The sequence below is a fragment of the Arthrobacter sp. 01T414 genome (assembly GCF_056398965.1).
In genome coordinates this window covers 356,039-380,322 of the sequence record NZ_JBFTQK010000002.1, presented here as the reverse complement: position 1 = coordinate 380,322, position 24,284 = coordinate 356,039, and the positions used below count along the sequence as shown (strand labels likewise).

22 protein-coding genes are annotated in these 24,284 nt (G+C 67.9%); 13 read left to right on the top strand and 9 right to left on the bottom strand.

Features of this window, described 5'->3' with window-relative positions:
- Positions 1-77: 77 nt before the first annotated feature.
- The 9 genes from rapZ to AC1DK9_RS07180 all read left to right on the top strand — a co-directional run bounded on the left by rapZ (position 78) and on the right by AC1DK9_RS07180 (position 8,020).
- A complete protein-coding gene (gene rapZ / locus AC1DK9_RS07220; protein ID WP_476860752.1) occupies positions 78-1,001 on the top strand; it encodes an RNase adapter RapZ in 924 nt (307 codons plus the stop codon).
- Complete coding sequence (locus AC1DK9_RS07215; RefSeq protein ID WP_476860751.1) at positions 1,001-2,020, top strand: gluconeogenesis factor YvcK family protein; 1,020 nt, start codon at positions 1,001-1,003, stop codon at positions 2,018-2,020. Before rapZ ends, AC1DK9_RS07215 begins: the two co-directional genes overlap by 1 nt.
- A 10-nt stretch (positions 2,021-2,030) precedes the next feature.
- Positions 2,031-3,011 carry a DNA-binding protein WhiA gene (gene whiA / locus AC1DK9_RS07210; RefSeq protein ID WP_066438143.1) on the top strand — a complete coding sequence of 327 codons (981 nt, stop codon included), beginning with the start codon at positions 2,031-2,033 and terminating at the stop codon, positions 3,009-3,011.
- 143 nt (positions 3,012-3,154) lie between these two features.
- Positions 3,155-3,778: a superoxide dismutase gene (locus AC1DK9_RS07205; RefSeq protein WP_175323312.1), complete on the top strand. Its 624-nt coding sequence runs from the start codon at positions 3,155-3,157 to the stop codon at positions 3,776-3,778.
- A 281-nt stretch (positions 3,779-4,059) separates the two neighbouring features.
- Complete coding sequence (gene gap, locus AC1DK9_RS07200) at positions 4,060-5,070, top strand: type I glyceraldehyde-3-phosphate dehydrogenase (protein WP_476915452.1); 1,011 nt, start codon at positions 4,060-4,062, stop codon at positions 5,068-5,070.
- Between the two features lie 10 nt (positions 5,071-5,080).
- On the top strand, positions 5,081-6,307 hold the full coding sequence (locus tag AC1DK9_RS07195; protein WP_476915451.1) for a phosphoglycerate kinase: 1,227 nt from the start codon (positions 5,081-5,083) through the stop codon (positions 6,305-6,307).
- 81 nt (positions 6,308-6,388) lie between these two features.
- On the top strand, positions 6,389-7,204 hold the full coding sequence (gene tpiA / locus AC1DK9_RS07190) for a triose-phosphate isomerase (protein WP_476860748.1): 816 nt from the start codon (positions 6,389-6,391) through the stop codon (positions 7,202-7,204).
- Between the two features lie 49 nt (positions 7,205-7,253).
- Positions 7,254-7,511, top strand: a complete 258-nt coding sequence (secG, locus tag AC1DK9_RS07185; protein WP_120950437.1) for a preprotein translocase subunit SecG — start codon at positions 7,254-7,256, stop codon at positions 7,509-7,511.
- A 116-nt stretch (positions 7,512-7,627) separates the two neighbouring features.
- Complete coding sequence (locus tag AC1DK9_RS07180) at positions 7,628-8,020, top strand: RNA polymerase-binding protein RbpA (protein ID WP_476860746.1); 393 nt, start codon at positions 7,628-7,630, stop codon at positions 8,018-8,020.
- Here the strand turns inward: AC1DK9_RS07180 and pgl are convergent.
- The 6 genes from pgl to tkt all read right to left on the bottom strand — a co-directional run bounded on the left by pgl (position 7,973) and on the right by tkt (position 16,258).
- Positions 7,973-8,791, bottom strand: a complete 819-nt coding sequence (pgl, locus tag AC1DK9_RS07175) for a 6-phosphogluconolactonase (protein ID WP_476860745.1) — start codon at positions 8,789-8,791, stop codon at positions 7,973-7,975. The two genes, AC1DK9_RS07180 and pgl, sit on opposite strands and share 48 nt — an antisense overlap.
- The gene (locus AC1DK9_RS07170; protein WP_476860744.1) at positions 8,781-9,722 is read right to left on the bottom strand and encodes a glucose-6-phosphate dehydrogenase assembly protein OpcA; all 942 of its coding nucleotides are present in this window, start codon (positions 9,720-9,722) and stop codon (positions 8,781-8,783) included. The genes pgl and AC1DK9_RS07170 overlap by 11 nt, the downstream gene beginning before the upstream one ends.
- Positions 9,719-11,281, bottom strand: coding sequence for a glucose-6-phosphate dehydrogenase (zwf, locus tag AC1DK9_RS07165; protein WP_476860743.1), 1,563 nt, complete (start codon positions 11,279-11,281; stop codon positions 9,719-9,721). Before zwf ends, AC1DK9_RS07170 begins: the two co-directional genes overlap by 4 nt.
- 15 nt (positions 11,282-11,296) lie before the next feature.
- Positions 11,297-12,946 carry a glucose-6-phosphate isomerase gene (locus tag AC1DK9_RS07160; protein ID WP_476915450.1) on the bottom strand — a complete coding sequence of 550 codons (1,650 nt, stop codon included), beginning with the start codon at positions 12,944-12,946 and terminating at the stop codon, positions 11,297-11,299.
- Positions 12,947-12,952: 6 nt separating this feature from the next.
- Positions 12,953-14,071 (bottom strand): transaldolase, encoded by a 1,119-nt coding sequence (gene tal / locus AC1DK9_RS07155; RefSeq protein WP_476860741.1) that lies wholly within the window; start codon positions 14,069-14,071, stop codon positions 12,953-12,955.
- A 69-nt stretch (positions 14,072-14,140) separates the two neighbouring features.
- Complete coding sequence (tkt, locus tag AC1DK9_RS07150) at positions 14,141-16,258, bottom strand: transketolase (protein WP_476915629.1); 2,118 nt, start codon at positions 16,256-16,258, stop codon at positions 14,141-14,143.
- 526 nt (positions 16,259-16,784) lie between these two features.
- Here tkt and AC1DK9_RS07145 point away from each other — a divergent pair.
- Positions 16,785-17,747, top strand: coding sequence for a heme o synthase (locus tag AC1DK9_RS07145; protein WP_476860739.1), 963 nt, complete (start codon positions 16,785-16,787; stop codon positions 17,745-17,747).
- Positions 17,748-17,875: 128 nt separating this feature from the next.
- Here the strand turns inward: AC1DK9_RS07145 and AC1DK9_RS07140 are convergent, their stop codons facing one another.
- The 3 genes from AC1DK9_RS07140 to AC1DK9_RS07130 are packed head-to-tail and all read right to left on the bottom strand — an operon-like array spanning position 17,876 to position 20,569.
- On the bottom strand, positions 17,876-18,820 hold the full coding sequence (locus AC1DK9_RS07140; RefSeq protein WP_476860738.1) for a COX15/CtaA family protein: 945 nt from the start codon (positions 18,818-18,820) through the stop codon (positions 17,876-17,878).
- A 7-nt stretch (positions 18,821-18,827) separates the two neighbouring features.
- Entirely contained in the window at positions 18,828-19,607 is a 780-nt protein-coding gene (locus AC1DK9_RS07135; protein ID WP_476915449.1) for an ABC transporter permease, read from the bottom strand.
- Positions 19,604-20,569: an ABC transporter ATP-binding protein gene (locus tag AC1DK9_RS07130; RefSeq protein ID WP_476860736.1), complete on the bottom strand. Its 966-nt coding sequence runs from the start codon at positions 20,567-20,569 to the stop codon at positions 19,604-19,606. The genes AC1DK9_RS07135 and AC1DK9_RS07130 overlap by 4 nt, the downstream gene beginning before the upstream one ends.
- 135 nt (positions 20,570-20,704) lie before the next feature.
- Here AC1DK9_RS07130 and AC1DK9_RS07125 point away from each other — a divergent pair, with 135 nt between their 5' ends.
- Genes AC1DK9_RS07125 through sufD form a run of 3 tightly spaced genes read left to right on the top strand, consistent with a single transcriptional unit; the run spans position 20,705 to position 24,275 of the window.
- Complete coding sequence (locus AC1DK9_RS07125; RefSeq protein ID WP_476860735.1) at positions 20,705-21,526, top strand: helix-turn-helix transcriptional regulator; 822 nt, start codon at positions 20,705-20,707, stop codon at positions 21,524-21,526.
- Entirely contained in the window at positions 21,526-22,989 is a 1,464-nt protein-coding gene (gene sufB, locus AC1DK9_RS07120; protein WP_476860734.1) for a Fe-S cluster assembly protein SufB, read from the top strand. The genes AC1DK9_RS07125 and sufB overlap by 1 nt, the downstream gene beginning before the upstream one ends.
- Complete coding sequence (sufD, locus tag AC1DK9_RS07115; protein WP_476915448.1) at positions 22,989-24,275, top strand: Fe-S cluster assembly protein SufD; 1,287 nt, start codon at positions 22,989-22,991, stop codon at positions 24,273-24,275. Before sufB ends, sufD begins: the two co-directional genes overlap by 1 nt.
- Positions 24,276-24,284: the final 9 nt, after the last annotated feature.

Sequence of the window (24,284 nt, the reverse complement as noted above, 5' to 3'; positions counted from 1 at the left end):
ACGGCGCGCAGCCGGCACGAAACTGCTGCGCGCGGTGCCCTGATGGCAGAGCAAACAGCAGAGATGGGGCACCACGGATGACAGAGTCAACGGCAGGATCCGGCATGGAGGCGGACGGCTTGACCCCCGTCAAGCCGATCGAGGCGGAACTGCTCGTGGTGACCGGGATGTCCGGCGCCGGCCGGAGCACCGCCTCCGACGCCCTCGAGGACCACGGCTGGTACGTCGTGGACAACCTGCCGCCGCAGATGCTCGGGACGCTCGCGGAGCTGGTCTCCCACGCGCCGGGCTCCATTTCCAAACTCGCCGTCGTCGTGGACGTCCGCAGCAAGGACCTCTTCGCGGACATCCGCACCGCGCTGCGCAACCTTGAGGCCAGTGGGGTCACGTTCCGGGTGCTGTTCCTGGACGCCAGCGACGACGTCCTGGTCCGCCGCTTCGAGCAGGGCCGGCGCCCGCACCCGCTGCAGGGCGGCGGCAGGATCCTCGACGGTATCGCCGCGGAACGCGACTTGTTGCACGAACTCCGCGAATCCGCGGACATCGTGCTGGACACCTCGACGCTCAACGTCCACGGCCTCGCGACCGCCATCACCGAACTGTTCAGCGAAACCGGCCCGGTGGCGCTGCGGCTGAACGTGATGAGCTTCGGCTTCAAATACGGGCTGCCGGTGGACGCCAACTTCGTCGCCGACGCCCGATTCATCCCGAACCCGCACTGGGTGCCGCAGCTGCGCCCGCACACCGGCCTGGACAAGGACGTCAGCGACTACGTGCTCGAGGCGGAGGGCGTCAGCAACTTCGTGGAACGCTACGTACTTGCGCTCGAACCCGTCCTGGACGGCTACCGGCGCGAGAACAAGCACTACGCGACCATCGCCGTCGGGTGCACCGGCGGCAAGCACCGTTCCGTCGCGGTGGCAGTGGAACTGTCGCGGCGGCTGGCACAGTACCCCCGAGTCACCGTCACCACCACCCACCGGGATCTGGGCCGCGAGTAATGGCGCTCCTCACCGGGCCGCTGCCCCTGGTGCCGGCCGCCAGCGCGGCCTCCGCCGGCCAGCAGGACAAAGGCCCCTCCGTGGTCGCCCTCGGCGGCGGCCACGGCCTCTCCGCCTCGCTCTCGGCCCTGCGCCTGCTCACCTCGGAACTGACCGCCATCGTCACTGTCGCGGACGACGGCGGCTCCTCCGGGCGGCTGCGCGACGAGTACGGCGTGCTGCCCCCGGGGGACCTCCGGATGGCCCTGTCCGCGCTCTGCGACGACACGGACTGGGGCCGGACCTGGCGCGATGTCATGCAGCACCGCTTCAAACCCGGCAAGGGCCCCGGCGGTTCGCTCGACGAACACGCCATGGGCAACCTGCTGATCGTCACGCTGTGGGAACTGCTGGGCGACGCCGTCGTCGGACTGCAATGGGCAGGAGCGCTGCTCGGCGCCCGGGGCCAGGTCCTGCCGATGTCCACCACCCCGCTCACCATCGAAGGTGAGGTGCGGGTCGGCTTGCCGGACGGCACGACCGAACTGCAGACCGTCAGCGGGCAGGCCAAGTGCGCCGTGGCGGGAACCCTCGAAGCCGTGCGGCTGCTGCCCGAATCGGCCCCGGCCTGCGTCGAGGCACTGACCGCCATTGAGCTCGCCGACTGGGTGGTCCTCGGGCCCGGCTCCTGGTACACCTCGGTGCTGCCGCACCTGCTGCTGCCAGAGATGCGCGACGCGTTGTGCAAGACCGAGGCGCGGCGCTGCCTCACGATGAACCTCGCCACGGACACCAAGGAGACCCTCGGCATGTCCGCCGCGGACCACCTGCGCGTGCTGCGCGACTACGCGCCGGACTTCAGCGTCGACGTCATCCTCGCCGACCCCGCCTCGGTACCGGACCTCACGGATTTCAAGCAGGCGGCCGGGATGCTCGGAGCAGAGGTGGTCTTGGGTAAAGTAGGGGCGTCGAGCCGCCGGCCGATCCACGACCCGCTGCGCCTGGCAACGGCGTACCACGACATTTTCGGGAACAGGTAGGAAAGGTGCCATGGCACTGACAGCATCAGTCAAGGAAGAACTTTCCCGGCTGGACATCAAGAAGTCCTCGGTCCGCAAGGCTGAAGTGTCCGCCATGCTCCGCTTCGCGGGGGGACTGCACATCATCTCCGGACGCATCGTGATCGAGGCCGAGGTGGACCTCGCCTCGACCGCCCGCCGGCTCCGCGCGGCGATCGCCGAGGTCTACGGGCACCAAAGCGAGATCATCGTCGTCTCCGGCGGCGGACTGCGCCGCGGCAGCCGCTACGTGGTGCGGGTGGTCCGCGACGGGGAAGCCCTCGCCCGGCAAACCGGCCTGCTGGATGCGCGCGGCCGCCCCGTCCGGGGCCTGCCCTCCGTGGTGGTCAACGGCTCCGCCGCCGACGCCGAGGCCGTCTGGCGCGGCGCGTTCCTGGCCCACGGCTCGCTCACCGAGCCGGGCCGCTCGTCCGCGATGGAAGTCACCTGCCCCGGCCCCGAATCAGCCCTCGCGCTGGTCGGCGCCGCGCGCCGCCTCGGCATCCAGGCCAAGGCCCGTGAAGTCAGGGGAGTGGACCGCGTGGTAATCCGCGACGGCGACACCATCGCGGCGCTGCTGACCCGGATGGGCGCACACGATGCGCTCATGGTCTGGGAGGAGCGGCGGATGCGCAAGGAGGTCCGCGCCACCGCCAACCGGCTGGCCAACTTCGACGACGCCAACCTGCGCCGCTCGGCGCAGGCCGCCGTAGCCGCCGGCGCCCGGGTGGACCGGGCCCTGGAGATCCTCGGCGACGACGTCCCGGACCACCTCAAATATGCCGGCGAACTCCGCGTCGCCCACAAGCAGGCCAGCCTGGACGAACTCGGCCGGCTCGCCGACCCGGTGATGACCAAAGACGCCATCGCCGGCCGGATCCGCCGCCTCCTGGCGATGGCGGACAAGCGGGCCCAGGACCTCGGCATCCCCGGCACCGAAGCGAACGTGACGCCGGAAATGCTGGACGAGTAGCCGGCGCCGGGAATACCTCAGCCGGACCGGGGGCTATGCCCACTGGATCCGCATCCATAGACTTCCGGGTGTCCAACCATCCGGATGCACAATCCGAGAGTTAGCAAAACCGGACGAACCCGTCCACGACATTGGAGGATTTTGTGACCGAGTACGTACTGCCCGAACTTGACTACGACTACGCTGCGCTGGAGCCCCACATCTCCGCGAAGATCATGGAGCTGCACCACAGCAAACACCACGCCACCTACGTTGCCGGCGCCAACAACGCGCTGGCCCAGCTGGCCGAGGCACGCGAAAAGGGCGACTTCGCCAACATCAACCGCCTCTCCAAGGACCTCGCGTTCCACACAGGCGGCCACATCAACCACTCCGTGTTCTGGAAGAACCTTTCCCCGGACGGCGGCGACAAGCCCGAGGGCGAACTCGCGGCCGCGATCGACGACGCCTTCGGCTCCTTCGACGCCTTCCGCGCCCAGTTCAGCGCCGCGGCCCTGGGCCTGCAGGGCTCCGGCTGGGGCTTCCTGGCCTACGAGCCCATCGGCGGCAACCTCGTCATCGAGCAGCTCTACGATCAGCAGGGCAACGTCGCGCTGGGCACCACCCCGCTGCTGATGCTCGACATGTGGGAGCACGCCTTCTACCTGGACTACGTCAACGTCAAGGCCGACTATGTCAAGGCTTTCTGGAACATCGTGAACTGGGCCGACGTCGCCAAGCGCTTCGACGCCGCCCGCAAGAACGCCACGGGCCTCATCACCCTCTAGGGACTGCCCGGCCGGAAGGCCGCCAAGCAGTAACCTGGATGTAACAAAGCTCACATTTCGGGCCGTTGGTCCCGAAACGTGGACAGCCCGCCCCCGCACTTGCGGGGGCGGGCCAACTTAAACGTAAGATGGATCACGGAAGGCGGTTAGCCTTCAGCAACGTGGCTGGTCGCCCTCCGATCTGGTAATCATCTCTGCCCAATGGCGTGCGGGATCTGTTAGTTGGCTTGAACGCCTACTCAACTAGTCGTGCTTGATAGAGCACCAAGGAGACTGAAAACGTGACGACACGTATTGGTATCAACGGCTTCGGCCGCATCGGCCGCAACTACTTCCGCGCCGCCCTGGCCCAGGGAGCAGACCTCGAGATCGTTGCAGTCAACGACCTCACCAGCCCGGAAGCCCTCGCACACCTCTTCAAGTACGACTCGGTCGGCGGCCGCCTGGCCGAAACCATCGAGGTCAAGGACGGCAACATCGTCGTCGACGGCAAGACCGTCAAGGTCCTCGCCGAGCGTGACCCCGCCAAGCTGCCGTGGGGCGAGCTGGGTGTCGACATCGTGATCGAGTCCACCGGTTTCTTCACCAAGGCCGCAGATGCGCAGAAGCACATCGACGCCGGCGCCAAGAAGGTCCTGATCTCCGCCCCCGCCTCCGACGAGGACATCACGATCGTGATGGGCGTCAACGACGGCCTCTACGACAACGCCGCGCACAACATCATCTCCAACGCCTCCTGCACCACCAACTGCCTCGGCCCGCTGGCCAAGGTCGTCAACGACGCGTTCGGCATCGAGCGCGGCCTGATGACCACCATCCACGCCTACACCGCGGACCAGAACCTGCAGGACGGCCCGCACAAGGACCTCCGCCGCGCCCGCGCCGCCGCCATCAACATGGTCCCGACCTCCACCGGCGCCGCCAAGGCGATCGGCCTGGTCCTGCCGGAGCTCAAGGGCAAGCTCGACGGCTACGCCATCCGCGTCCCCGTCCCCACCGGCTCCGCCACCGACCTCACCGTGACCGTCTCCCGCGAGACCACCGTCGAGGAAGTGAACGCCGCCCTCAAGGCCGCCTCCGAGTCGGAAGAGCTCAAGGGCCTGCTGACCTACACCGACGAGCCGATCGTGTCCTCGGACATCGTCGGGGACCCGGCGTCGTCCATCTTCGACTCCGGCCTCACCAAGGTGATCGGCAACCAGGTCAAGGTTGTTTCCTGGTATGACAACGAGTGGGGCTACTCCAACCGCCTCGTCGACCTCACGGAGCTCGTCGCGTCGAAGCTGGGCTAGGGTAAGACCCATGACATTCCACACCCTCGACGAACTGATCGCTGATGGTGTCCGCGGGCGGTACGTTCTGGTCAGAAGTGACCTGAACGTGCCGCTCGACGGCTCTACAGTCACTGACGACGGCCGGATCAAGGCCTCCCTGCCAGTGCTGTCGAAGCTGACGGACGCCGGTGCCCGCGTGCTGGTCACGGCACACCTCGGCCGCCCCAAGGGCGCCCCGGAGGAGAAGTACTCGCTCAAGCCCGCCGTGGCGCGCCTGGCCGAACTCGCGTCCTTCAAGGTATCCCTCGCGGACGACACAGTCGGCGGAGCCGCCCGGACGGCCGCTGCAGCACTGCAGGACGGCGAAGCCCTGGTCCTTGAAAACGTGCGCTTCGACGCCCGCGAAACGTCCAAGGACGACGCCGAACGCGGCGCCTTCGCAGACGAACTGGTCGCCCTGACCGGCGACCACGGCGCCTTTGTCGACGATGCCTTCGGTGCCGTGCACCGCAAGCACGCCAGCGTGTACGACGTCGCCACCCGGCTCCCGTCGTACCAGGGCGACCTGGTCCGCACCGAGGTGGAGGTGCTGCGCAAGCTGACCACCGACACCCAGCGGCCCTACGTCGTCGTGCTCGGCGGCTCCAAGGTCTCGGACAAGCTCGCCGTGATCGCGAACCTGATCGGCAAGGCGGACACCATTTTGGTAGGTGGCGGCATGCTGTTCACCTTCCTCGCCGCTGCCGGCCACAAGGTCGCCGGCAGCCTGCTCGAAGAGGACCAAATCCCCGTCGTCCAGGACTACCTCAAGCGCGCCGCTGACGCAGGCACCGAGTTCGTTGTCCCCACCGACGTGGTGGTGGCCAGCAAGTTCGCCGCCGACGCCGAGCACCAGACGGTAGCAGCGGACGCCATCGAGTCCAGCCGCTTCGGCACCTCCGGCATCGGCCTGGACATCGGACCGGATTCGGCAGCCGCGTTCGCCGAACGGATCAAGGGCGCCAAAACGGTGTTCTGGAACGGTCCGATGGGCGTCTTCGAGTTCCCCGCCTTCGCCGGCGGCACCCGGGCCGTGGCCCAGGCGCTCACCGAGACCTCCGCGTTCACGGTTGTTGGCGGCGGTGACTCGGCCGCGGCGGTGCGTACCCTCGGCTTCGCCGACGACCAGTTCGGGCACATTTCCACCGGCGGCGGCGCCAGCCTGGAATACCTCGAAGGCAAGGACCTTCCCGGCCTGAGCGTGCTGGACCGCTAGAACCACCAGCCGGCAGGGCGCCCGCCCGCAAAACGGGCGCCCTGCCGGCTCTTTCACTGCTACGAATCTTTTGGAGATCACGTGACAACGTCAACCAACGGCAAGTTCGACCGCAAGCCCTTCATCGCGGGCAACTGGAAGATGAACATGGACCACGTCCAGGGCATCACCCTCCTGCAGAAGCTGGCCTGGACCCTGTCCGATGCCAAGCACGACTACAGCCGGGTGGAGGTCGCCGTGTTCCCGCCGTTCACCGATCTCCGCGGCGTGCAGACCCTCGTCCAGGGCGACGAACTGGACGTCGCCTACGGCGGCCAGGACCTGTCGCAGTTCGACTCCGGCGCCTACACCGGCGACATCTCCGGGCAATTCCTCGCCAAGCTCGGCTGCCGGTACGTGCTGGTGGGACACAGCGAACGCCGCACCATCCACAATGAGTCCGACGCGGTCCTTAACGCCAAGACCAAGGCGGCCTTCCGCCACGGCATCACCCCGGTGCTCTGCGTCGGCGAAGGGCTCGAAGTCCGCCAGGCGGGCACGCACGTGGAGCACACGCTGGCCCAGCTCCGCGCCGGCGTCGAAGGCCTCACCGCCGAGCAGGCAGCCGAGCTGGTGGTTGCCTACGAACCCGTCTGGGCCATCGGCACCGGTGAAGTCGCCGGCCCGGAGGACGCCCAGGAAATGTGCGCTGCGATCCGCGCCGAGCTGGCCACCCTCTTCGACGCCTCGGTCGCCGCCAAGACGCGGCTGCTCTACGGCGGTTCGGTCAAGGCCAACAACGCCGCCTCGATCCTCAAGGAACGCGACGTCGACGGATTGCTGGTCGGCGGTGCCAGCCTTGACGCTGCCGAGTTTGCTAATATTGTCAGGTTCGAGAGTCACCTGCTGACGGATTAGTCCGGACACAGCTTTGGCCCCCGCAATCCCCATCTTCTGAAAGGCCGTCGTGGACGTTCTTCATGTCATTCTCCAGGTGCTGCTGGGCATCACCAGCCTGCTGCTGACCCTGCTCATCCTGCTTCACAAGGGACGCGGCGGCGGTCTGTCCGACATGTTCGGCGGCGGCATGAGCTCCGGACTCAGCTCCTCGGGCGTGGCCGAGCGGAACCTCAACCGCTTCACGATCATCCTCGGAGTCACCTGGGGCGTCGTCATCATCGCCCTCGGTCTGCTGATGCGCTTCAGCACCGGCGCCGACTCCTAATACCCGGCTTTTCCAAAACTCCATAGGGGCCTTGCGGCCCTCCCTCGCATCGGGAACTCCGAACTACACTGTCGCTGGCAAGAACCAATCCACCAGCGAGTAGCCAGGAGTTCCCGATGCTGCATTCTGCTTCCGGATTTAGGGGCATCCGCGTCGGTGCCATCGCCGGAGCCCCGGCCCGTCACGAGCCCCTCGACGGCGGCGCTGCGCCACCCCGGGTCTGTGTCACCTACCGCTGCGCGAAGGGCCACGAAACCGCCCTCGTCTTCGCCAAGCTTCCGGAGGAGCAAATCCCCGGGGTGTGGGACTGCCGCCGCTGCGGCGCTCCAGCCACCCGGGACGAAGCCCGGTTCGCGCTGGAGGACGAGCCCGTCGAGGGGTTCAAGAGCCACCTCGAATACGTTAAAGAACGGCGCTCCAGCCAAGACGCCGAAGACGTGCTGGCTGGAGCGCTGGAACGGCTACGCGCCCGACGCGCCCTTCCGGACGAGCTGCTCGGGGACGCGTGAGGCTGCGTCCTCGTCGATCAGCCACAGCGTCTGGAACCGACCCCGCGGTCCTGCCGCCGGCACCTGCACAGGGTTGGCACCGGCCAGGGCCAGTCCCACCGCGCCGGCCTTGTCATCGCCGGCCACCACCATCCACACCTCGTTGGCGGTGTTGATCGTCGGCAGCGTGAGTGACAGCCGGGCCGGCGGCGGCTTGGGGGAGTTGCGGACGCCGACGACGGTCAGCTCCTTCTCCCGGATCCCGGCCTGCTCGGGGAACAGCGAGGCCACATGGGCGTCCGGGCCGACGCCCAGCAGCACAATGTCCAGCCGCGGCAGGCTGGCGGGCTCCTCCGGACGGTCATCGGACATGTCGGCTGCGTGCTCGGCCGCGGCCGCCTCGGCGAGCCGCCGGGCGTAGTCCGCCGCCGCCTCCTCGGGGGTGCCGAAGTCATCCGACGAGCCGGGGACGTGGACCCGCGCGGGGTCGACGTCGATGTGCGAAAGAAGTGCCTCGTGCGCCTGGCGGGCGTTCCGGTCGGCGTCGTCGGCGCCGACGAAGCGCTCATCGCCCCACCAGAAGTTCACCTTGGACCAGTCCACGGCCGGGGCGGCCGGCGACTCGGCAACGGCCCGGAGCGAGCCGATCCCCATCGTCCCGCCGGTAAGCACCACAGTGGCCTCGCCGTGCTTGTCCTGGATGTCGACGAGCTTGGTGATCAGGCGTGCCGCGATCGCCGCCATCAGGACGGTCGAGTCAGGATGGATGCTTACTCTGGGGTCAGCGCTCACTGGGACGGACACTCCTTAGGTTGGTACGGGGCAGTCCAATAGTAATCACTTCGCCGAAGACTTCGTCCGGGTCCAGGCGCCGGAGCTCCTCGGCCAGGCAGTCCTTGAGGCTGCGGCGCGGCAGGGAAATGCGCTGCGCCGGCTGGCCCGGCTGGGTCAGTTCGGCCACGGTCAGCCCGGGCCGGAACAGCTGCACGTCGCCCCCGGTGCGGGACAACCGCACCCGCCGGATCCCCGTGCCGGCCGGATCGGCAACGATCGTCACCGGAGCGTCCAGCGCCAGTGTCAGCCACGCCGCGAGCAGGATGGTGCTGGGGGAGTCGGAGGCGCCCTCGACGGCGACGGCGGTGACCGGTGACGAATCCACCTGGTCGAGGACGGCGGCCAACTGGATCCGCCAGTTGGTCAGGCGGGTCCAGGCCAGGTCCGTGTCGCCGGCTTTGTAGGTGCTGCGGAGGTTGTCCAGGGCAGCCAGCGGGTCCGGCTCATTCGCGGAGTCGGTGATGCGGCGGTGCGCGATCCGTCCGATGGACGTCTCGCAGGCATTCCGGGGCGCGCCGTGCGGCCACCAGGCCACGATCGGGGCGTCCGGAAGGAGCAGCGCGGCCACCAGGGACTCGCTCTCCTCCGCGAGTTCGCCGTAGCCGCGGAGCAGGATGACCTCGGAAGCGCCGGCGTCGCCGCCCACACGGATCTGGGCGTCCAGCCTGGTAGGCGCGGAGGCGCCGGCGTCGGCCAGGACGATGATCCGGCAGGGGTGCTCCCGGCTGGCTTCGTTGGCGGCCTCGATGGCTTCCTCTTCGAGGCCGGACTTGGTCACCACCACGAGGGTCAGCACGCGGCCCAGGGCGATCACACCGCCCTGCTCGCGCAGCGCCATGATCTTCTTCGAGATCTTGGAGGTTGTTGTGTCGGGAAGATCTACAATCATGGCCTTCTCCAGGTGCGTCCGTCGCGGGCGAGCAGTTCATCGGCGGAGGCGGGACCCCAGCTTCCCGGGGCGTAGGGCTCCGGCTGTTCCTTCAGGCTCGCCCAGTAGTCCTCGAACGGGTCCAGGATCTTCCAGGAGAGCTCCACTTCCTGGTGCCGCGGGAACAGCGGGGGCTCGCCCAGCAGCACGTCCAGGATGAGCCGTTCGTAGGCCTCGGGACTGGACTCCGTGAACGAGTGGCCGTAGCCGAAGTCCATCGTTACGTCGCGGACTTCCATCTGGGTGCCGGGAACCTTGGAACCGAAGCGGATCGTGGCGCCCTCATCGGGCTGCACCCGGATGACCACCGCGTTCTGGCCGAAGTCGTCCTCACCGTGGTCGCGGAAGAGCAGGTTGGGAGCGCGCTTGAAGACGACGGCGATCTCCGTCACGCGCCGTCCCAGCCGCTTGCCGGCCCGCAGGTAGAACGGCACGCCGCTCCAACGCCGGGTGTTGATGTCCACCCGGATGGCGGCGAACGTCTCGGTGGTGGAGTCGGCGGGGATGCCCTCCTCCTCCAGGTAGCCCTGGACCTGCTCGCCGCCCTGCCAGCCGCCGGCGAACTGCCCGCGCGCCGAGTGCATGGACAGGTCCTCCGGCAACCGGACGGCAGCGAGGACCTTTTCCTTTTCGGCGCGGAGGTCGTCCGCGTTGAAGGAGATCGGCTCTTCCATGGCGGTCAACGCGAGCAGCTGCAGCAGGTGGTTCTGGATGACGTCGCGGGCAGCGCCCACGCCGTCGTAGTAACCGGCCCGGCCGCCCGTGCCGATATCTTCCGCCATGGTGATCTGGACGTGGTCCACGTAGTTGGCGTTCCACAACGGTTCGAACAGCTGGTTCGCGAAGCGCAGCGCCAGGATGTTCTGGACCGTTTCCTTACCGAGGTAGTGGTCGATCCGGAATACGGCGTCCGGCGGGAAGACCGACTCAACAATGTCGTTGAGCTGGCGGGCGGACTCCAGGTCGTGCCCGAACGGCTTCTCGATCACGACGCGGCGCCACTTGTCGCCCTCCGCCTGCGCGAGGCCGTGCTTGGAGAGCTGCCGGCAGACGAGTTCGAAAGCCTTCGGCGGGATCGACAGGTAGAAAGCGTGGTTGCCCCGGGTTCCGCGCTGTTCGTCGAGCTCGTCGATGGTCTCGCTCAGCCGTTCGAATGCGTCGTCGTCGTCGAACTCGCCCTGAACGAAGCGGATGCCCTCGGAGAGCTGCTTCCACACCGTTTCGTCGAACGGTGTCCGGGCGTAGTTCTTGACCGATTCCTTAACCTCGGCGGCAAAGTCCTCGTTCTCCCACTGCCGCCGGGCGAAGCCGACGAGCGCGAAGCTCGGGGGCAGGAGCCCGCGGTTGGCCAGGTCATAGACGGCCGGCATGAGTTTCTTACGGGCGAGGTCACCGGTAACGCCGAAGAGCACCAGTGAGGAGGGGCCGGCGATGCGGTTCAGTCGGCGGTCCCGCGGGTCGCGGAGCGGATTGCGCCCCCGGCCCGCGGGCTTAGGGCCGCCGTTTTGCGAGAGTGGCATGGTTGCTGTGGTGCCTTAGCTTTCGGTGGAGGACGCGGTGCTGCCGGCGGTTGAAGGGCCGGCCAGCGAGGAAACGAGCTGCCGCAGCTGGCGGACGCCGGCGGCACGGTCCGTGAGGTGGAGCCGGAGCACCGGCCGACCATGTTCGCCAAGGACCTGCGCGTCACCGGCGGCCTGCGCCGAGATGAGCTCGCCAAAGGTGAACGGACGGTCCGGGATGCCGAGATCCGTGGCGGACGCTGCCGTGATTTGCAGGAACACCCCGATGGCCGGTCCGCCCTTGTGGAACTGGCCGGTGGAGTGCAGGAACCTCGGGCCCCAGCCGAAGGTGACAGGGCGGCCGCTGAGGGCGGCGAGTTCGTCCCGGATGCCCTCCAGCGGTGCGTAGTTGAGCCGGTCGAAGTAGGCCTGGACGCTGAGGTAGCCGTCCTGGCCGAGCTGGCCCAGCAACGCGCTGACCGCTTCGGCCGCGGTACCCGAGCCGTCCAGCCAGCTGCCGCCGCGGACCTCGATCGCGCCATCGGTGAAGTTGGCCGGGGTCGGTTCGGGCTGCGCGTCCAGCAGTCCGCGCGCAGCCACCTTGGCGGCCTCGACGTCGGGCTGGTCGAAGGGGTTGATACCGAGCAGCCGCCCCGCGACGGCGGTGGCGAATTCCCAGGTCATCATTTGCGCGGCGAGGCCGCCGGCGATGGCAGCCTCGTTTTCGCCGAGTTCGACGTCGGCGTCGGCTGCCACCAGCCGGACCACCAGCACGTCAGCGGCGCCGCCGGTGACCTCCGGCGCGTCCGGGCCCGCGACGACCGGCAGCACGCCGGTGCCGAGCTTGCCGGTGGATTCGGCAATGAGCTGTTCCGCCCAGTCAGCGAACCCTGCGATCCCGGAGCCGTCCTCGGCGATGACGATCTTGTCGCGCAGCGGGTTGGTGCCGCCCAGCGCGGCGCCGAGGGCGAGGCCGATGTTCTCCTCGCTGTCGTCGTTGAGGATCTCGGCCGTTTCCTCGGCTTCGTCCAGGAAGGCCTGGATGTCCACGCCGGCGAGTCCGCACGGCACCAGCCCGAAGGCGGTCAGCGCGGAGTAGCGGCCGCCGACATTGGGGTCGGCGTTGAAGACCGCCCGGTAGCCGGCCTCGCGGGAGGCCTTGTCCAGCGGGGAGCCCGGGTCCGTGACGATGACGATCCGGCTCTTCGCGTCCAGGTCCGCCTCGGTGAAGGCATGCTCGAAGACGCGGCGCTGAGAGTCGGTCTCCAGCGTGGAACCCGACTTCGAGGAGACCACGATGGCCGTCTCCGCGAGGCGGTCGGCGAGGGCGGCGGCAACCTGCTCGGGGTCGGTGCTGTCCAGCACCGTCAGCTCGACGCCGGCAGTTCCGGCGATGACCTCGGGGGCCAGCGAGGAACCACCCATGCCGCACAGGACAATCCGGGTCACACCCTCGGCGCGGAGGGCGTCCCGGAGGGCCAGGATGTCGGCTACCAGCGGCTGGGAAACGGTGGCGGCTTCCACCCAGCCGAGCCGGACCGCGGCCTCGGCTTCGGCGTCCGGACCCCACAGGGTGGCATCCTTGGCGAAGATCCGGGTGGCGACCCGTTCCTCCAGCAGGGCGGGCAGGTGCTGTTCATGGGCCTGGCGGGCGGCGCCCGTGGCGTCGTAGCTGAGAGTGGTCATGGGGGACTATGCGTCCTTCCGTGCAGCGGCGAGGGCGACCTCGACGTCGGCCAGCAGTTCCTTCCAGCTTGCCACAAACTTGTCGAGGCCTTCGGACTCGAGCAGGGCGACGACTTCGTTGTAGGAAATGCCGAGGGCATCGAGGGCGTTGAGGGTCGCGTTCGCATCGTCGTAGCCGCGGGTGATCGTGTCTCCGGTGATGGCGCCGTGGTCGTAGGTGGCGTCCAGGGTCTTTTCCGGCATGGTGTTGACGACGCCGGGGGCGACGAGTTCGGTCACGTACAGGGTGTCCGGGTAGGCCGGATCCTTGACGCCGGTGGACGCCCAGAGCGGGCGCTGCGGCCGCGCGCCGGCTTCGGCAAGCAGGGCCCAGCGCTCGGTGGAGAACAGCTCCTGGTAGACCTGGTACGCCAGGCGGGCGTTGGCCAGGCCGGCCTTGCCCTTGAGTGCCTTGGCTTCATCGGTGCCGATCGCGTCCAGTCGCTTGTCGATTTCCGTGTCCACGCGGGAGACGAAGAAGGACGCCACCGAGTGGATCTTGGACAGGTCGTGGCCGTTTTCCTTGGCCTGCTCGAGTCCGCTCTGGAAGGCGTTGATCACGGCGCGGTAGCGCTCGAGCGAGAAGATAAGCGTCACGTTGACGCTGATGCCGCTGGCCAGCGTGGCGGTGATCGCCTCAAGGCCTTCGAGCGTGGCGGGGATCTTGATCAGGACGTTGTCCTTGTTGACCTGGCCGTAGAGTTCCTTGGCTTCGGTGATGGTGCCGGCGGTGTCCCAGGCGAGGCGCGGGTCTACCTCGATCGAGACGCGGCCGTCGACGCCGTTCGTGGCTGCAGCCACCGGGGCGAACAGCTCGCAGGCGTCGGCGACGTCGGTGGTGGTGATCGCGAAGACGGTCTCCTCGACGCTGGCGCCGGCGGCCGCCATTTCCTTGATCTTGGCGTCGTAGTCGGTGCCGGCCGTGATGGCGGCGTGGAAGATGCTCGGGTTGGTGGTGACGCCGACGACGTTCTTCTCTTCGATCAGTTTGCGCAGCGTGCCGGTGGCGAGGCGGCCGCGGGAGAGGTCATCGAGCCAGATGGAAACGCCGGCGTCGGAAAGCTGTTGCGTGGGGGTGGTGTTCATGTGTGACTCCTGAAGTCTGGGGCCGCCGCCGTCGGTGGGGCGGCGGCCCGGAAAGCGTGAAGTTGGGTCTCAGGCCGTGAGGCCGGCGAGGGATTCCTTGGCGGCGGCGGCCACGGCTTCGGCGGTGATTCCGAATTCCTGGAAGAGCCGCTTGTAGTCGGCCGAGGCGCCGAAGTGCTCGAGGCTGATGGAGCGGCCGGCGTCGCCGACGAATTCCTTCCAGCCCAGGGCGAGCCCGGCTTCGACCGAGACGCGGGCCTTGACGCCGGCGGGGAGCACGGCGTCGCGGTAGGCGGCGTCCTGCTTGTTGAACCATTCCACGCACGGCATGGAGACAACCCGGGTGGGGATGCCTTCGGCCTGCAGGGCCTCGCGGGCCTCTACGGCGAGCTGGACCTCGGAACCGGTGCCGATCAGGATGACCTGCGCGTCGGTGCTCTCACCGTTGGCGGAAGCTTCGGCGAGGACATAGCCGCCGCGTGCCACGCCGACGGTCGAGGCGAAGGTGTCTCCCTCGGCGTCGCCGGTGCCGCGGGCGTAGGTGGGGATGTTCTGCCGGGTCAGCACGATGCCGGCCGGGTTTTCGTGGTTTTCGAGCATGACCTTCCAGGCCGCGGCGACCTCGTTGGCGTCGCCGGGGCGGACCACGTCCAGGCCCGGGATAGCCCGGAGCGAGGCGAGCTGCTCCACCGGCTGGTGGGTCGGGCCGTCCTCGCCGAGGCCGATCGAGTCGTGCGTCCAGACGTAGAGGGACGGGACGCCCATCAGGGCGCCGAGCCGGATCGCGGGGCGCTGGTAGTCCGAGAAGATCAGGAACGTGCCGGAGAACGCGCGGGTTGCCCCGGCGAGGCTGATGCCGTTCACGATCGACGCGGCGGCGTGCTCGCGGATGCCGAAGTGCAGCACCCGGCCGTAGGGGTTGCCCTTCCACGCCTCGGTCTGCCGGGACGCGGGGATGAACGAGGGTGAGCCTTCGATGGTGGTGTTGTTGGACTCGGCGAGGTCGGCGGAGCCGCCCCAGAGTTCGGGCATGACCGGGCCGATGGCGTTCAGGACCTTGCCGGACGCGGCGCGGGTGGAGACGTCCTTGCCGGCCTCGAAGACCGGGAGGGCGGCGTCGAGTTCGGCCGGGAGCTTCCGCGCTTCGACGCGCTCGAGCAGGGCGGCCGCCTCGGGGTTGGCCGACTGCCAGGCGTCGAAGGATTCCTGCCACTCGGTCCGGGCCGCGGCGCCGCGGGCCTGCGCCTCGCGGGTGTGGGCCAGGACCTCGTCGTCGACCTGGAAGCTGCGCTCCGGGTCGAAGCCGAGGACCTTCTTCAGGCCCGCGACTTCCTCGGCGCCCAGGGCCGAGCCGTGGATCTTGCCGGTGTTCTGCTTCTTCGGCGCCGGCCAGCCGATGATGGTGCGCAGCGAGATGATGGAGGGCTTGGACGTCTCGGCCTTCGCGGCGAGCAGGGCGGCGTGCAGTTCGGCCACGTCCTCCTTGTACTCGCCGGTGCGGGTCCAGTCGACGCGCTGGGTGTGCCAGCCGTAGGYCTCGTAGCGGGCCAGGACGTCCTCGGTGAACGCCACGTCAGTGTCGTCCTCGATGCTGATGTGGTTCTCGTCGTAAATCACCACGAGGTTCCCCAGCTCCTGGTGGCCGGCGAGCGAGGAGGCTTCGGACGTGACGCCTTCCTGCAGGTCGCCGTCGGAGGCGATCACCCAGATGGTGTGATCGAACGGGCTGGTGCCCTCGGCGGCGTCCGCGTCGAACAATCCGCGCGTACGGCGCTGCGAGTACGCGAAGCCGACGGCGGATGCCAGACCCTGGCCGAGCGGGCCGGTGGTGATCTCCACGCCCTTGGTGTGCTTGTATTCCGGGTGGCCCGGGGTCAGCGAACCCCAGGTGCGCAGCGACTCAAGGTCCTTCAGCTCCAGGCCGTAGCCGGAGAGGAAGAGCTGGATGTAAAGCGTCAGGGACGTGTGGCCGGGGGAGAGGATGAACCGGTCGCGGCCCAGCCACTCCGGGTTCGCCGGATCGTGGCGCATCAACTTCTGGAAGAGCAGGTACGCGGCCGGCGCGAGGCTCATGGCCGTGCCTGGGTGGCCGTTGCCGACCTTCTCCACCGCATCCGCCGCAAGTATGCGGACGGTGTCCACGGCACGCTGGTCCACGCTGGTCCATGACAGTTCTTGCTCTTCCAAATGTGGCACGAAAACCGGGCCCCTCTCTGTGCTGACGGCCGGCGGTACGGGTTTTCCCTCTGGGAGCTGTCCGCCGGGGCACAGTTCGGTGCCCGCTGCGGTTCGTACCAGCCGTTCACCATCGAAACGTTGATCTATCATTCAGTCGCATGCGCAGAGGCAGGGAGCGCCGTTGGAGGGCAGCCGCCCGTGCGTGCTGATCTGTCTGACAGCTTAGCCCCATTCCACCTGCCGGGCAGCGTACATCTCACGAATTGGACCTGATTTTGGGCATATATGAATCACCGCGCGGCGCAGCGGCTGTGAGTCTTCGTTAACCTGCCGGAATTCCGGCAGGACTCCGGGCGGATTCCAGCGGCTTCCGGGAGTACCGGGACGCCGGTGCTGCCACGGTATGATGGTGCGTGGCTACCAACGGGGGCGAGGACATGCCTGTGCACTGCGCGTGGACCCCCTCCGAACGCAGTGCGCCGGATCTAGGACGTACTGCGACGACCAGCCGGACTGAACAGCCAGACAGAACAGAGTGACTGCCACCGTGAGCACAACAGATACGCCGCTAAACGCCTCCCCGGCCCCGGGCCGAATCGGTTTCGGCCGCAAAGCCAAGGCCTACCTGGCGCTCACGAAACCCCGGGTCATCGAACTCCTGCTGGTCAGCACCCTGCCCACCATGATTTACGCCGAGCGCGGATTCCCGTCCCTGGGCCTGATCCTGGCGACACTCGTGGGCGGAGCCTTTGCCGCCGGCAGCGCCGGTTCCTTCAACTGCTACATCGACCGGGACATCGACAAACTGATGCACCGGACGGAGAACCGGCCGCTGGTTACCGGCGAGGTCACGCCGCGCGAAGCCCTCGTGTTCTCCTGGCTCCTCGGTGCAGCCGCGATCGCGATCCTCTGGTTCGGCGCCAACCCGCTTTCGGCCTGGCTGGGGCTCGGCGCCATCGTGTTCTATGTGGTGATCTACACCATGATCCTCAAGCGCCGTACCGCGCAGAACATCGTCTGGGGCGGCGCCGCGGGCTGCTTCCCGGTGCTGATCGCCTGGGCCGCCGTGACCAATACGGTGGAATGGCCCGCCGTCGTCCTCTTCATGGTGATTTTCCTGTGGACGCCGCCGCACTACTGGCCGCTGTCCATGCGCTACGGCGAGGACTACCGCAACGCCAACGTGCCGATGCTGGGCGCAATCGCCGGCGCCAAGGTTGTGTCGGTGCAGGTGGTGCTCTACGCGTGGGCCATGGTTGCCTGCTCGCTGCTGCTGATCCCGGTCGGCGGGGCCGGCTGGGTTTACACCGTCACCGCAGTGGCTGCCGGTGCCTGGTTCCTGTACGAGTCGCACGCCCTCTACAAGCGCGCGCAGGCCGGGGACGTCTCCAACAAGGGCGCCATGAAGGTCTTCCACGGATCGATCAGCTACCTCACCCTGCTCTTCATCGCACTGGCTGTCGACCCGTTCATCGGATCCGCCATCGTCGGCGGCTAGGCAGCCGACCACGGGGCGTTCCGCCCGGGCATGACAAGAGAACCCCGGTCCAAACGGACCGGGGTTCTTCTGTTTGGGGCGCGGGCGGCGCCGCTAGTCCGGGTTCCTGCCCGGCCTAGTTGACTGGGCTAGTTAACCGGGCTGCTGCGGGCGATGTCCGCGGCATTGGTGGACGCGGCCATCAGCAGGGCCGCGCCGAGCATGTGGGCGCCGACCAGCAGCGCGGGGATGCCGTTGTAGTACTGCGTGAAGCCGATGACCGCCTGCAGCACGGTGACGCCAAGGAGCATGAACACGGCGCTGCGGAACAGGCCCGTGATGCGGCCGCGGACCACCAGGAAGACGCCGAACAGGGCCCCGGCGGTTACCAGGTAGGCGGGGACGGCGTGGATGTGTGAGAACAGGTCCCAGTCCAGGTTGTTGCGCGGCGCATTCGCGTCGCCGGCGTGCGGGCCGGCACCGGTGACCACGACGCCGAGGCACACAGCGACGGCGGAGATCAGGGCTGTGGCGGTCAGCACCGGACGGGCGGCGCCCGGCAGCACGGGGAGCTCACGCGTGCGGAACTTTCCGGTCCTGCCGTAGGCCCGGTTGACGAGCAGGGTCGCGAGGACCACCAGCGCCATCGAGACGAGGAAGTGCAGGCCCACCACCCAGGGGTTCAACTGGGTGAGCACGGTGATGCCGCCAATCACGGCCTGGGCCGGGATGCTCGCCAACAGGCCGAGGGCCAACCCGAAGAGGTCACGGCGTTCCTTGCGCAGGTTCCACAGGAAAACCAGCATCGCGACGGCGACGGCGGCCAGGGCGAAGGTCAGGGTCCTGTTGCCGAATTCGATGATGCCGTGGATACCCATTTCCGGGGTATTCACCAGCGAGCCGTCGGTGCAGCGCGGCCAGGTGGGGCAGCCCAGGCCGGAGGCAGTGAGGCGGACCGCTCCGCCGGTCACCACCAGCACGATCTGGCCGATCAGGGACAGCACGGCCAGCCGGCGGACCGTCTTGTCGACGGTGACGGGCAGCCGGGAGGAAATCCTGGACACGATCCGGGAAGGGCGGGACGCCGTACTCACAGTTTTCTCAATTCCACTTGAACCAACGGGTTGCTGCGAAGCCGGCGATCGCCGTCCAGAGCAGCAGGACAAAGACGGCGGCAAAATTGACGCTGCCGTGCAGGAAAGCGTCCCGCAGCGCCTGGCCCAGCGCGCCGGAGGGAAGGAAGTGCACGATCGCCTGGGCGAGGGCCGGGAGGCGTTCGGCCGGAATGACGATGCCGCCAAGGGCGCCGAGCAGGATCCACAGCAGGTTGGTGATCGCCAGGGTGGCCTCGGGCCGGACCGTGCCCGCCACGAGCAGGCCCAGGGCGGTGAAGGCCGCCGCGCCAAGGACCAGCAGTACCAGCCCGGGCAGTAGTCCCGGCAGCGAAGGCCGCCAGCCCAGTGGCAGGGCGACCGCGGAGACCACCAGCACCTGCAGTAGCAGCACCGCAAGCACGGCGAGCACCTTGCCCAGGATCAGGCCCGCGCGCCCCAGCGGTGTGGTGGAGAGGAAGCGCAGCACGCCGTAGCGCCGGTCGAAGCCGGTGGAAATTCCCTGCCCGGTGAAGGCGGTGGACATGGCGCACAGGGCCAGGATGCCCGGCACCGCGACGTTCACCCGGCTCGAACCAAGGCCGTCCAGCAGGGGAGTGACGGTCAGGCCCACGAGGGCCAGCAGCGGCAGGATGATCGCCAGGATCAGTTGCTCGCCGTTGCGGAGCATGGTCACGGTCTCGTACTTGCCCTGCAGCAGAATCCGGCGCAACAGGGGAGCGGGCGCACTGCCCAGCGGTGCGCCGGCGGTGACGGGGGCGGAGCTCATCGGGTCTCCCTTCCGGAGATGTCGAGGAAGACGTCCTCGAGGCTGCGGGCAGCCAGGCTCATCGAGGCGGGCATGATGCCTCGTTCCGCCCACCATGCCGTGACGGCGGCGAGGTCGGCGGGCGTCAGCGCACCGGTGGCGCTGTAGCTCCCGGCGCGTGTTTCCCGGATTTCGACGTCGGCCGGCAGGACGCCGGCCAGGTCCAGCCCGGGCTCGGCCTCGAAGTGCAGCGTCCTAATGTGCTGTTCGCCGGCGGCAGCCAGTTCGTGCTGCAGCAGTTGCGCGACCGTGCCTTCGGCGACATTCCGGCCGGCTTCGATGATGTACACGTAGTCGGCCAGGCGCTGGGCGTCGTCCATGAGGTGGGTCGTGAGGACGATGGCCATTCCGCGGTCCCGCAGTTCGGCGATCAGCTCGAAGACCAACTGGCGGGACTGCGGGTCCAGGCCGGCGCTGGGCTCATCGAGGAAGAGCACCTCGGGCCGGCCCACCAGGGCTGCGGCCAGGGCCAGGCGTTGTTTCTGGCCGCCGGAGAGGCGCCGCACGGAGGTCCGGCTGAAAGCGTCAATGCCCAGGCGCGCCACGAGCTCGTCCACCGGCCACGGGTCCTGGTACATGCCGGCGATATGCCTGAGCAGCGGGATCGGGCGGGCCGACGGCGGCAGGCCGCCGTCCTGGAGCATGACGCCGACGCGGGCGCGCAGCTCGGCCCCGGCCGTGTCCGGGTCCTGGCCGAGCAGGCTGATGCTGCCGCCGGTCCGCTTCTGCAGGCCCTGGGCGCATTCGATGGTCGTTGTTTTGCCGGCTCCGTTCGCGCCCAGCAGGGCGGTCACCTGGCCTCGCTCGGCAACAAGGGAGACTCCGCTGACCACACGCAGCATTTTGCCGTCGAGGCTGGGCAGTGGGCCAACATCCTTGATGAGCCCGCTGATTGTCAGGGCGGGAGATTCGGGAGATCGCACCAAAGCATTCTACGTGATGTAGTAGGGCCTGCCCCGATCGGCAGCCGGTGCCAGGAAAGCCATGCCTTACTGGATCGGGGGAGTAAATTACGACATGATTGTGTTGTGTATTCCATGAGTCCAACTACTTCTGCCGTGCCTGCCACGCGCGCGGAGTCAGCCGGGCCTTCCGAGGGCTCGTCAGTCCGCGCAGCAGTGCCGGCGGCAACCGCCGCCGACGCGGAGGAACGCACCCGGGACCGTGTCCTGGCGGCAGTGCTGGAACACGGCCCGATCAGCGCCGCGGAGCTTGGCGAGCTGCTGGGTTTCACTCCGGCAGCGGTCCGCCGCCACCTGGACCACCTCTCCCGCCACGGCGTGATCGAGGTCAAGCGCGCCTCCCGTGCGGGCGCCGGCGCCGGACGTCCCGCTCGACGCTACGTGCTCAGCTCGCAGGGCCAGTCGACACTGGGCAATGACTACCTCGACATCGCCAGTTCCGCGCTGCGCCGGCTCGGCGAAATGGCCGGCGACGACGCGGTACGGGAGTTCGCCGTCGAGCGTTTCGCCGAGATGGAACGCCGCTACGCGCCGGAAATCGAGCGCGCGGGTGCCGACATCACGGCCCGCGCCCAGGCGTTGTCTGAGGCCCTGAGCCGCGACGGATTTGTCGCCTCGGCGCAGTCGATCGAGGCCAAGGCACCGCTGCCGGCCGCCCTTTCCAGTGTTCAGCTCTGCCAGGGACACTGCCCCATCCAGCAGCTCGCCGCACAGTTCCCCGTGTTCTGCGATGTGGAGACTGAACTGTTCTCCCGGCTGGTCGGCGTCGACGTGCGCCGGCTCTCCACGCTGGCACGCGGCGGGCATGTCTGCACCACCCACATACCTACGGGCCGTCCGGCCGCCGTCGGGGCTCCCAGCCCCGCGGGCCCGGGCAACCCGGACGAAGTATCCAACCATCTGCAAGAAAGGCCGTGATGACGGACCAACTATCAGAGAAGAAGGTTGCTGAATCCACTGTGATCTCGGAGATTCTGGAAAAGAATCCCGAGCTCCACGGAATCGGCACCTACGAGTACGGCTGGGCCGACAAGACCGACGTCGGCGCCAACGCCCGCCGTGGTATCGATGAGGACGTTGTCCGTGACATCTCGGCCAAGAAGAACGAACCCGAGTGGATGCTGGACCTGCGCCTCAAGGGTCTGAAGTACTTCGACCGCAAGCCCATGCCCACCTGGGGTGCGGACCTGTCGGGCATCGACTTCGACAACATCAAGTACTTCGTGCGCTCCACGGAGAAGCAGGCCGCCAGCTGGGAGGACCTGCCTGAGGACATCCGGAACACCTACGAGAAGCTGGGCATCCCGGAAGCCGAGCGCAGCCGCCTGGTTTCCGGCGTCGCCGCGCAGTACGAGTCCGAGGTTGTCTACCACCAGATCCGCGAGGACCTGGAAGCCCAGGGCGTCATCTTCCTGGACACGGACACCGCCCTGCGCGAACACCCGGAGATCTTCCAGGAGTACTTCGGCACCATCATCCCGGTGGGCGACAACAAGTTCGCCTCGCTGAACACGGCCGTCTGGTCCGGCGGTTCCTTCGTGTACGTGCCCAAGGGCGTGCACGTGGACATCCCGCTGCAGGCCTACTTCCGCATCAACACGGAAAACATGGGCCAGTTCGAGCGCACCCTGATCATCGCGGACGAGGATTCCTACGTTCACTACATCGAGGGCTGCACGGCGCCGATCTACACCTCGGACTCGCTGCACTCCGCCGTCGTGGAGATCGTCGTGAAGAAGGGCGCCCGCGTCCGCTACACGACCATCCAGAACTGGTCCAACAACGTGTACAACCTGGTCACCAAGCGCGCCATCTGCGAAGAGGGCGCCACGATGGAGTGGATCGACGGCAACATCGGTTCCAAGGTCACCATGAAGTACCCGGCCGTCTACCTCGTAGGCGAAGGCGCGAAGGGCGAGACCCTCTCAATCGCGTTCGCCGGTGAAGGCCAGCACCAGGACACCGGGTCCAAGATGGTCCACATCGCGCCGAACACCAAGAGCTCGATCATCTCCAAGTCCGTGGCACGCGGCGGCGGCCGGGCCGCCTACCGCGGCCTGGTACAGGTCCGCGAAGGCGCCAAGCACTCGGCCAACACGGTCCGTTGCGACGCGCTGCTGGTGGATACCATCAGCCGCTCGGACACCTACCCGTACATCGACATCCGCGAGGACGACGTCACCATGGGCCACGAGGCCACGGTCTCGCGCGTCAGCGAAGAGCAGCTCTTCTACCTGATGTCCCGCGGCATGCGCGAAGACGAGGCCATGGCGATGATCGTCCGCGGCTTCATCGAACCGATTGCCCGCGAACTGCCGATGGAATACGCCCTCGAGCTGAACCGCCTGATTGAACTGCAGATGGAAGGATCGGTCGGTTAATGACTGACATCACTACCGAAAAGGCACGCATCGGCGCGCCCTCAGCCCAGCCGTTCATCAACGGTTTCACCGAGGAAGGCGAAAGCCTCTCACCGCTGAACGCCGCGGAGTCCAAGTCGCCCCTGGGCGGCGAGGCCGTCAAGCGCCACTCGCACGGCGGCGGCGTCGGCGTTCCGGACAGCTCACGCGCCGGCCGGCTCACCTCCTACAAGCTGGCGGATTTCAAGCCGCTCACCGGCATGGAGGAAGACTGGCGGTTCACCCCGCTCAAGCGCCTCCGCGGCCTGCACACCGACGTCCTCAACGGCACGGCACCGGCCGTGGCCGTCACTGGCCCGGACAGCGTCCGCGTCGAGACCGTCGGCCGCGACGATGCCCGCATCGGCTCGGCTGCCATCCCGGAGGACCGGGTCTCCGCCAACGCCTGGGAGAACTTCACCGAGGCCACCGTCATCACGGTGCCCGCCGAGGTCCAGGCCGAAGGCGAAGTCAGCGTGGTCCTGACCGGCCAGGGCACCCGGGCGTCCGCGCAGCACGTCGTGATCGTCGCAGAGAAGTTCTCCAAGGCCGTCGTCGTCCTGGACCACCAGGGCACCGCCGTCGTTTCGGAAAACATCGAAATCCTGGTTGAGGACGGCGCGCAGCTGACCGTCATCTCGCTCCAGGAATGGAACGACGACGCCGTGCACGCCTCCTCGCAGCAGGCAAAGCTCGGCCGCGACGCCAAGTTCAAGCACATCGTCGTCAGCCTCGGCGGGGACCTGGTCCGCGTCACGCCGTCGGCCCGCTTCACCGCCCCAGGCGCCGAAGCGGAGCTGTTCGGACTGTACTTCGCCGACGCCGGCCAGCACCTTGAGCAGCGCCTCTTCGTTGACCACGCCGTCGCGAACTGCAAGTCCAACGTGCTCTACAAGGGCGCCCTGCAGGGCCGCAACGCGCACACCGTCTGGGTGGGTGACGTCCTGATCCGCAAGGAAGCAGAAGGCACCGACACCTACGAGGCCAACCGCAACCTGGTCCTCACCGACGGCGCCCGCGCGGACTCCGTGCCGAACCTCGAGATTGAAACCGGCCTGATCGCCGGCGCAGGCCACGCCAGCGCCACCGGCCGTTTCGACGATGAGCACCTGTTCTACCTGATGGCCCGCGGTATTCCGGAAAAGGTGGCCCGCCGACTGGTGGTCCGCGGCTTCCTGAACGAGATCATCCAGCAGATCAAGGTTCCCGCCATCGAGGAACGCCTCACCGCCGCCGTCGAGCGCGAGCTCGCCGCAACGGATAACTAGTGCGCAGCA

Bases quoted from the DNA above. Each gene is read 5' to 3' on its own strand.
- rapZ (WP_476860752.1), top strand. From the start codon at position 78: ATGACAGAGTCAACGGCAGGATCCGGCATGGAGGCGGACGGCTTGACC.
- AC1DK9_RS07215 (WP_476860751.1), top strand. From the start codon at position 1,001: ATGGCGCTCCTCACCGGGCCGCTGCCCCTGGTGCCGGCCGCCAGCGCG.
- whiA (WP_066438143.1), top strand. From the start codon at position 2,031: ATGGCACTGACAGCATCAGTCAAGGAAGAACTTTCCCGGCTGGACATC.
- AC1DK9_RS07195 (WP_476915451.1), top strand. From the start codon at position 5,081: ATGACATTCCACACCCTCGACGAACTGATCGCTGATGGTGTCCGCGGG.
- AC1DK9_RS07180 (WP_476860746.1), top strand. From the start codon at position 7,628: ATGCTGCATTCTGCTTCCGGATTTAGGGGCATCCGCGTCGGTGCCATC.
- AC1DK9_RS07170 (WP_476860744.1), bottom strand. From the start codon at position 9,722: ATGATTGTAGATCTTCCCGACACAACAACCTCCAAGATCTCGAAGAAG.
- zwf (WP_476860743.1), bottom strand. From the start codon at position 11,281: ATGCCACTCTCGCAAAACGGCGGCCCTAAGCCCGCGGGCCGGGGGCGC.
- AC1DK9_RS07160 (WP_476915450.1), bottom strand. From the start codon at position 12,946: ATGACCACTCTCAGCTACGACGCCACGGGCGCCGCCCGCCAGGCCCAT.
- tal (WP_476860741.1), bottom strand. From the start codon at position 14,071: ATGAACACCACCCCCACGCAACAGCTTTCCGACGCCGGCGTTTCCATC.
- AC1DK9_RS07135 (WP_476915449.1), bottom strand. From the start codon at position 19,607: ATGAGCTCCGCCCCCGTCACCGCCGGCGCACCGCTGGGCAGTGCGCCC.
- sufB (WP_476860734.1), top strand. From the start codon at position 21,526: ATGACGGACCAACTATCAGAGAAGAAGGTTGCTGAATCCACTGTGATC.
- sufD (WP_476915448.1), top strand. From the start codon at position 22,989: ATGACTGACATCACTACCGAAAAGGCACGCATCGGCGCGCCCTCAGCC.